The sequence below is a fragment of the Thioalkalivibrio sp. AKL7 genome, assembly GCF_000381705.1.
Taxonomy (GTDB): Bacteria; Pseudomonadota; Gammaproteobacteria; order Ectothiorhodospirales; family Ectothiorhodospiraceae; genus Thioalkalivibrio; species Thioalkalivibrio versutus.
Map to the genome: position 1 here is coordinate 159,176 of NZ_KB906951.1, position 8,855 is coordinate 168,030.

The 8,855-nt window shown below is 57.9% G+C and carries 6 protein-coding genes and 1 pseudogene; all 7 read left to right on the forward strand.

Annotated features, from left to right (window positions below; translation table 11 throughout):
* The first annotated feature begins 1 nt into the window (after nt 1).
* Complete coding sequence (locus G315_RS0109735; protein ID WP_019612434.1) at nt 2-976, forward strand: GDP-L-fucose synthase; 975 nt, start codon at nt 2-4, stop codon at nt 974-976.
* Complete coding sequence (locus tag G315_RS0109740) at nt 976-1,506, forward strand: GDP-mannose mannosyl hydrolase (protein WP_019612435.1); 531 nt, start codon at nt 976-978, stop codon at nt 1,504-1,506. The genes G315_RS0109735 and G315_RS0109740 overlap by 1 nt, the downstream gene beginning before the upstream one ends.
* Entirely contained in the window at nt 1,503-2,936 is a 1,434-nt protein-coding gene (locus tag G315_RS0109745; RefSeq protein ID WP_019612436.1) for a mannose-1-phosphate guanylyltransferase/mannose-6-phosphate isomerase, read from the forward strand. The genes G315_RS0109740 and G315_RS0109745 overlap by 4 nt, the downstream gene beginning before the upstream one ends.
* Before the next feature lie 261 nt (nt 2,937-3,197).
* Entirely contained in the window at nt 3,198-4,301 is a 1,104-nt protein-coding gene (locus tag G315_RS14560; RefSeq protein ID WP_155986093.1) for a hypothetical protein, read from the forward strand.
* Between the two features lie 505 nt (nt 4,302-4,806).
* Nucleotides 4,807-5,890: pseudogene (locus tag G315_RS14650) on the forward strand (IS5 family transposase).
* Between the two features lie 105 nt (nt 5,891-5,995).
* Entirely contained in the window at nt 5,996-7,411 is a 1,416-nt protein-coding gene (locus G315_RS0109770) for a hypothetical protein (protein WP_019612441.1), read from the forward strand.
* A gap of 332 nt (nt 7,412-7,743) precedes the next feature.
* Complete coding sequence (locus tag G315_RS0109775) at nt 7,744-8,709, forward strand: IS5 family transposase (protein WP_019612442.1); 966 nt, start codon at nt 7,744-7,746, stop codon at nt 8,707-8,709.
* Nucleotides 8,710-8,855: the final 146 nt, after the last annotated feature.

Genomic DNA, 8,855 nt, shown 5'->3' on the forward strand with positions numbered 1-8,855 from the left:
AATGAGTCGTGACACCACCCAGACCGTCTTCGTTGCCGGTCATCGCGGTATGGTCGGTTCGGCCCTCTGTCGCCGCCTGGAGGCGCTGGGCTACGAGCGGGTCGTTACGCGCTCGCGGGAGGCACTGGATCTGCTCGATCAGAAGGCGGTGGCCACGTTCGTGCGAGAGGAGGCGATCGATCAGGTCTACCTTGCCGCCGCCAAGGTGGGCGGGATCCACGCCAACAATACCTACCCGGCCGAGTTCATCCGCGACAATCTGGTCATCGAGACCAACGTAATCCATGGCGCCCACCTGGCCGGGGTGCAAAAGCTGCTGTTCTTGGGCTCTTCGTGCATCTACCCGCGTAACGCGGAGCAGCCCATGCGCGAGGAGGCCCTGCTCACTGGAGAGCTCGAGCCCACCAATGAGCCCTACGCCATCGCTAAGATCGCCGGGATCAAGCTCTGCGAGAGCTACAACCGGCAGTATGCGCGCGACTACCGCAGTGTGATGCCCACGAACCTGTACGGGCCCAACGACAACTTCCACCCCGAGAACAGTCACGTGATCCCGGCGCTGTTGCGCCGCTTCCACGAGGCGGTGGAGGCGGGGCAGGAGGAGGTTGTGATCTGGGGCAGTGGGACCCCCATGCGCGAATTCCTCCATGTGGACGACATGGCGGCGGCCAGCGTGCATGTGATGGAGCTGGACGAGGCGACCTACCAGGCCTATACCCAGCCGACGCTTTCGCATATCAACGTGGGCACCGGCGAGGATTGCAGCATACGCGAGCTTGCGGAAACCGTAGCCCGGGTGACCGGGTTTACCGGGCGTCTGCGCTTCGATACCGACAAACCCGACGGCGCGCCGCGCAAGCTGCTCGATGTCTCGCGCCTGTCGGCCTTGGGCTGGCAAGCCGGGATCTCCCTGGAGGATGGGCTGCGTGAAGCCTACCAGTGGTTCTTGGACCACCAGGATCGCTTCCGCAGCTGATGTGGCTTTCGGAGAATACCTTCCGCGATGTGCTGGGCGCGGCCCCGCTGGTGTCGATCGATTTGGTGATCGGGAATGCCGATGGCGAGCTCCTGCTCGGCCTGCGGAACAACCGGCCGGCGCAGGGCCTCTGGTTTGTGCCAGGGGGGCGTGTGCAGCGCGGTGAGTCCCTCGATGCGGCCTTCGCGCGGGTGAGCCGTGAAGAACTGGGTCTGGCCATTTCCCGTGGTGAAGCCCGCCTGCTGGGGGCTTATGACCACCTCTACGACGACGATGTCTTTGGCGCAGGGATCGGTACCCACTATGTGGCTCTGGCCCATTACGTGCGCCTGAAGATGGACCTGTTCAGCCTGCCGAAGGCGCAACACCGGGATTACCGCTGGTGGCACCCGGATGCGATCCGTGCGAGCAGCGAGGTGCACGCCAACACGCGTGCCTATCTCGACGCTGTACGTGCACTTTATGTATCAATGCCCGGGGAAGGGTTTGTAGGAGGGAGCATGCTGGTGAGAACGGAGGAGAGTGAATGAGCCTGGTTCCCCTGATCATGGCCGGAGGCACGGGTTCGCGCCTCTGGCCTCTCTCGCGGCAATTGAATCCGAAGCAGTTTCGCTCCCTGACCGGGAAGCGGACCATGTTTCAGGAGACCTTGGCGCGCCTGGAAGGCCTGGAGGATGCCGATCCGATAGTGATCTGCAACGAGGAGCACCGCTTCATTGTGGCCGAGCAGTTGCGTCAGGGGCCCGTGGAGTCGGCAGCCATCCTGCTGGAGCCGGTGGGGCGCAATACGGCACCGGCGATTGCCCTGGGTGCCCTCCATGCAATGACCCACGGTGATGATCCGGTGCTGATGGTGATGGCCGCCGATCATCGTATTGCTGATGTCGAGGCCTTCCACGCCGCCATCCACACAGCTCGGCCGCTGGCCGAGGCGGGTGAGCTAGTGACCTTCGGGGTCGTGCCTACCCACGCCGAGACCGGATATGGCTACATCCAGCGTGGTGAGGCGGTGGACGGGGGTGGTGGCTACGCCGTGGCGCGCTTTATCGAGAAACCGGATGCGGCGACGGCCGAGGCGTGGCTGGCCGGGGGAGAGCACTACTGGAACAGCGGTATGTTCATGTTCCGTGCCGGGCGCTATCTGGAAGAGCTGGAGCGGTTGCAGCCGGACATGGTGGCGGCCTGTCGGGCCGCACTGGCGGAAGGTGAGCGGGACATGGATTTTGTGCGCCTGGCGCGGGAGTCCTTTACCACCTGTCCGGCGGAGTCGGTGGATTACGCGGTGATGGAGCACACCCGTTCGGTGGTAGTGCCGCTGGATGCCGGCTGGAGTGATATCGGCTCCTGGTCGGCGCTGTGGGAGGTGAATCCGAAGGACGCTGATGGCAATGCGGTGCACGGTGATGTGCTGACTGATGCCAGTCGCAATTCCCTGGTACACGCAGAGCACCGAATGGTAGCGACCCTGGGTATCGATGACCTGGTGATCGTCGAGACCAAGGATGCGGTGCTGGTGGCCCACAAGGACCGGGTTCAGGAGGTGAAGCGGCTGGTCGAGCGGTTGCGCGAGGCAGGTCGCTGCGAGCACTTGGACCATCGGGAGGTCTACCGGCCCTGGGGCTGCTACGACTCCATCGATGCCGGGGAGCGATTCCAGGTCAAGCGCATTACGGTGAAGCCCGGGGAGCGGCTTTCGGTACAGATGCATCACCACCGCGCCGAGCACTGGGTGGTGGTGAGCGGTACGGCGCGGGTGACCAACGGTGACCGAAGCTACCTAGTATCCGAAAATGAGTCAACTTTCATCCCGGTGGGTCATATTCATTCCCTCGAAAATCCAGGGAAGATTCCGCTGGAGCTCGTAGAAGTGCAGTCCGGGTCCTATCTGGGTGAAGACGACATTGTCCGTTTAGACGATCAGTACGGAAGGGTACCTACGACAGTAGAACCTTCTGTTTGATTCGCACTTGGATGGCCGAACCGTCAGATGCGATGCCGTACTACTTACGCCGCCCCTGTCTGTTAATGTGACCTCAAACCACCACTGTATGGCGTCACACTGAAAGACAAGGGCAGCGTGATGGGCACCACACCGACAGCTCGCGACAAATCCGTAAAGGGTAATGATGTCCGTCCAGGATAAGGTAGTCACGTAGTTATGGAAAGTCTTCCAATTGTCATCCCCGCATTCAATAGGCCTGGCTCGCTCTCAAGGTTGTTAATGAGCCTTGCGGGTGCCGACTATGGAGATTCCGTGCCGCGCCTTTTAATTAGCATCGAAGGTGGTGCGGACCAAGCCGTTATTGATGTCGCTGCAAATTTCGAATGGCAAGGCGCCAAAGAGGTGATCGTTCACCATGCACGGAGGGGACTCCGCAATCATATTTTATGGTGCGGGGATATTAGCCTCAAGTACGGTGGCGTGATCCTCCTTGAAGATGACCTGTTTGTCTCCAAGTATTTCTACCAATATGCTAAAAAGGTTATCTCTCACTATGAGTGCAGTCGCTCAAGTGAGAATATCGGATCGTATTCTCTGTACTCGTTCCACCTAAGCGAATCGGCTAACGTGCCATTCGCACCGATTGACGACGGATATGATGTTTATTTCCTTCAGGCTTGTTCTTCTTGGGGGCAGGTGTGGACTAAACGTCAATGGGTGTCTTTCAAGAAGTGGTATTCAGAAAACAAGAACCTTCCAGTCGCGGTTGAAGATGGTCTACCGTTCAATGTGGCTAGCTGGCCGGAAACGTCTTGGAAAAAATATTTTAATAAGTTTATGGTCGTCCGCGGCCTGCACTCTGTCGTGCCTAGGGTCTCGTTAACTACTAATTTTGGAGACGTCGGCTCGCACCACGACGGGAGCTCCAAGTACCAAGTTCCAATTTTATTGGGCGCAAAGCGATGGGCATTCCCTTGTATTTCGGAGTCGCGCGCGGTTTATGACGCATTCTTTGAGGTTGATATTGAGCGAGTATTGTCTAAAATAAAAAACGTTCGAGCGACGGACATAGCGGTTGATCTGGATGGTGTTAAAGATCTACGTCTGGAAAAGAAAAAATATGTATTGACATCGAGACCAGCCAAACATGCTGTAGCGAGATTTGACGATGCGATGTATCCAATAATCTCGAATGTTATCAATAATGTGCCAGGTGATGCCCTAGCTCTCGCAGAAAAGCGATATGTTGTAAAGTTTAAAACCCGCCTCAATCGAATAGAACGAGAAACTCAGTTTTTGAGCGCTCGAGATAAACTGGACCTAGCCCTTGGCGCCCTGCGCAAGAAGCTTCATAAGCTGATTAGGGGGAAGCGTGTTTCGTAACTGAGGCAGGCGGTCCTTAAACGCCGCGCCTTATCCGCCTTGTGTCTATGGACTTGATCGGCAAGCGACGATTCCATACTAGGTGGGAATATCGTTTTTTCGATGTTTGCGTTGTGGATTATCGTGATCGGCAAGTTTGCCTATGTGGTGTATGAGAGTGTATTGGTTGGTTTGGTTGTCGGATATTGGGTGTGGAGTGCGCTTTGCTGGAGGCCGCGTTCGCGGGACGGGGGCTAGGAGAACGCTGATGTATAAGCAGCCTGTAACCGGTTCTTTGGCGCGTCGAGGCGTTTGTGGAGATGCTCTGGGGGGATCACGGTTGCCTGGACCACTGTTACCGCAGGGAGTCGCCCTTTTGGAGGCGCGTTCGCGTTGCGGTCCGGCGCACCTGTCGCCTTCGCGTAATTCGGCCCATTACGGAAACGCTGGTTTCGTCGCTCCCGATCTCGGGGGTCGAGCGGGTGGGGGAAGATGGCGCTAGATGTCCTGCCCGCGGTTATGGGCGATTTCCCAGACCAGCTTGTCCGATCTCGAGTATTTCGCAACGCTAAAGAAGACCCGTCGCAGCCTATTTCTGCGTGGATCCACACGATTAGTAGACGGGCGGCACTGGTGGAGGCTATCGAGGCGCACTAGCCGAAGGGGAAGCGCAGCCGATCGGCGGTCGAACTGGAACGGATGTTGCGGTTGCGGATGTATAGGGCGCAGCTGGGCTTTAACGTGTCAGACGAAGGGATTGAAAGCGCAATCTACGACGGTCGGGCGATAGGGGCTTTGTCGGGCCAGACGTGAGCCGCGAAGGCGCCCCGGATGCCACGACCTTGCTGTAGTTCCGCCGATTACTGGAGCAAAACAACCTGACCCAGTTGATCGTCGACCGGGTCAGCGCGGACCTGCGAGAGCGAGGCCTGTTGCAGCGCGAAGGGACGGTCGTGGATGCCACGCATATGGCGGCGATGCCGTCGACCCAAAACCAGGAGAACGCGCGCGATCCGGATATACACCGGTCCAGACTGGGAACCAGCGGGACTCCGGGATGAGGGCGGATATCGGGGCCGGCGCCGTCACCGGTCTTGGCCACACGCTAAAGGGTACGGCCGCGAAGGTCTCGGACGTCTTGCATGTGCCGGAACTTCTTCACGGCGAAGAAGCCAGCGTGCATGGCGACACTGGCTAGATCGTCGCGGAGTTCCGGCTGTACGGGCATTGATCGGAGTTGCATATCGCGCGCAAGCGCGCAATGTCGGAAGGCCCAGAGCGCGATTAGGTCCGCGCCCATGAACGGCACAAGGAACGGTTGCGTCCCATCTTGGAGCATCCGTTCCCTGTGGTGAAAAACCTGTTCGGGTCGCTCGAGCTGCGTTACCCGCGTCTCAGGAAGAACACCGCGCATCTGCAAAGTATGTTCGCGATGGCGAACCCGTACCGCGCGTTGATGAGGCCGCTTGCCAAGTGGCAACAAAGGAATAAGAAAGTGGCAGAGTCGGAGCAACAACCTAGTACCGGTTGTAAAACATATTTCAACGCAGACATGTTCGTGCTGCACGAATAATCGTCGTTGTATTATCGGTTCGTTTAGTCTTTATTGATCAGGAGACGCGGGCCAACGATTTATATAGGGACCGATAGATGACTTCCAATGACCATGTGAGCACCAGATCGCAGCATGATTCGTGGTCGGGAAGGGGGGGGGTATGGGGCCGCCATTAACGGTGCTTCCCGGCGTTGCGGCGGCGTTGGTGGCAGTTCTGGTTGGAATCGGTACAGAGGGATTGCCCAAACTCGTGTTGTTCGCGATCTATTTAACGGGGATCCTGTGGGTTTCGCTGCAGAATTTTCGATTTGGGGTCAGTGTATTAGTGGCGTTGTTGCCGCAGCAGGGCGTCATACGCTGGGACGACTGGGAAAGTTCTTCGCCCGCCGGGGTGGTCACACTGCTGACTATTGGTTTGGTTGCTACTCTGGCCATCAGGAAAGTGATTAAACGTAAGCCGGTGTCGTTCATGAGGCAGGAGATCCCATTATTAGGACTGATGGCGATTTTCCTGTCATTAGTTATCGCTCAAATTATCGCTTCTTCTTCGTTGTCGCCCGTCTTGATCCTTTTGATGGCTAGGGAGTATGTGGTTCCGCTTCTTACCTTTGTTCTGGTGTACGCAGTACTTAAGGAAGATACCCGATTGGGCCCGTATATTTTATTGGTTTTATTTATTTCGACGGTCTTTGTCGCAGTATTAAATCTTGTTCACTATATATTTGGCCTTGGGATTGACTTACCACGCTGGGTCGTCCATTACAGTAGTGGCATTCCGGCGGTAAGGACCTTCGGTCCGTTGGAGCTCCCGAGATTGAATCACATCCTGGGTTTGTCAACGCAAGGGGCTGGGGCTGTCTACTATGTGATTGTTGGCGCGGTGGGTCTGACCTTGAGCAATGCATTTTCTTGGAGCTGGGGTCGACGTGTGATGCTTGTCGCTGGATCGCTCGTGCTTTTTTCTGCAGCACTGCTCAGCTTGTCCCTCTCAGCGATCTTCGCGGCTGCGCTAATCGTCTTTGCGTGGCTAGTTATGACGCTTAGATCCCCTTCAAGGGCTTGTCAAAATACTGGGATTATCTTGTTAGTCCCTGCGGTTGCATTCATGATGGTCGTGTTTTATTGGGTCAGCTTGTCGGGATTGACGATTTACGAATATGGTTATCAATCGTTCATTAAGCCAGTAGGCGAGTGGTTGGCGCGCATGACGTTATACGATTTCGTCTTTGGAAGTGGCTTGGGCTTGAAGGGTGCAACCTGGTTGGAGAATAACGCGTTGGATGTGCCAGGTGCGGTGATATTTGATCGGTGGGTGCTTGTGGCGTTTCTTCAAATGGGAATGATCGGTTTCCTGAGCATGATGTCAGTGTGGGTAGCTGCGTTACTGACCGCCGTGTTTCAACCGACCGAACGCGGCAATCCGGTGCTTTGGGCGTGCGCGGCGATATTCGTGGGGATGTTTGCGTTTGCACATGGAGCGGCGCCCTTAGAACGGTTGTTTTCGCCTCTTTTTGGGATGGGGTTGGCGCTTCTTTTAACCTCCATGGAATATACCAAAAGGCCCATTATCCACTGATGTAAATAATGCCATATTTATCGCCTTTATACGGGGATTTATCTAGTTATCGCAGGAGTCGCTGTTCGCTGGAAGACTACACCGGCCGGTTATGTCTCCTGTGAGGCGTTTGTTGCGGTAAACAGCAAACGGGTCCGATGCAGGTATAAGGCCTCCTGCAGAGGGGGTGGGAATGTAGACGCCCGCGCAAACGGGCGGACGCTAGGTGTTGCTGGCGTAGACGGGGAGATCCGCGAACACCTGAGGAGACGCTGATTTAATCCGCGGCCGCTCCCGTCTGGCGAGCGGGTTTGGGATAATGGCGGCAGGTTTCCTGCCCGAGGTGATGGGCGATGTCCCAGCGCAGTTTTTCCGATCTCGAGTACTCCGCCAAGCGCAAGCAGACGCGGCGCGACCGCTTTCTGGGGGAGATCGATGCGATCACGCCCTGGGCGGCGCTGGTGGAGGCGATCGAGCCGCACTACCCGACGGGGAAGCGGGGTCGTCCGCCGATTGGTCTGGAACGGATGCTGCGGATGTACGTGGCCCAGCAGTGCTTCAACCTGTCGGACGAAGGGATCGAGGACGGGGTGTACGACAGCCAGGCGATCCGGAGCTTTGTCGGGATCGACCTGAGCCGCGAAGACGCCCCGGATGCTACGACCCTGCTGCAGTTCCGCCGGCTGCTGGAACAGCACAACCTGACCCAGATCATCTTCGACCGGATCAACGCCCATCTGCAGCAGCGGGGCCTTCTACTGCGCGAAGGGACGGTCGTTGATGCCACCCTGATCGCGGCCCCGCCGTCGACCAAGAACCGGGAGAAGGCCCGCGACCCGGAGATGCACCAGACGAAGAAGGGCAATCAGTGGTACTTCGGGATGAAGGCGCATATCGGGGCCGATGTCGTCACCGGCCTGGTTCATACCGTGAAGGGTACCGCTGCGAATGTCTCGGACGTCTCGCAGGTGCCGGAACTGCTCCACGGCGAGGAAGCCAGTCTGCATGGCGATGCCGGTTACATCGGTGCGGAGAAGCGACTGGAAGGGCATCGTCCGGAGACGCATATCGCGCGCAAGCGCGGCACGGTGCGCGCGATGCCGGAAGGCCCAGAGCGCGACCAGGTGCGGGCCGATGAGCGGCAGAAGGCCCAGTTGCGTTCGATCGTGGAGCATCCGTTCCATGTGCTGAAGAACCTGTTCGGGTATCGCAAGGTGCGCTACCGGGGCCTCAAGAAGAACACCGCGCAGCTGCACAGCCTGTTCGCCCTGGCGAACCTGTACCGTGCGCGAAGATGGGGGCTGCTGCCGCAGGGGTAGTGTATCCGCAGGACCGGAAATCGCCCCTGTAACCGCCAAAAACGGCGGTTACAGGGGCCCAGGCCGGCCGTAATGGCCCCAGTGCCCTTCCAAAAACGCTTCGGCGGGGCACGGAGCCGGATGCAGGCCCATTGATCAGTGTCTCC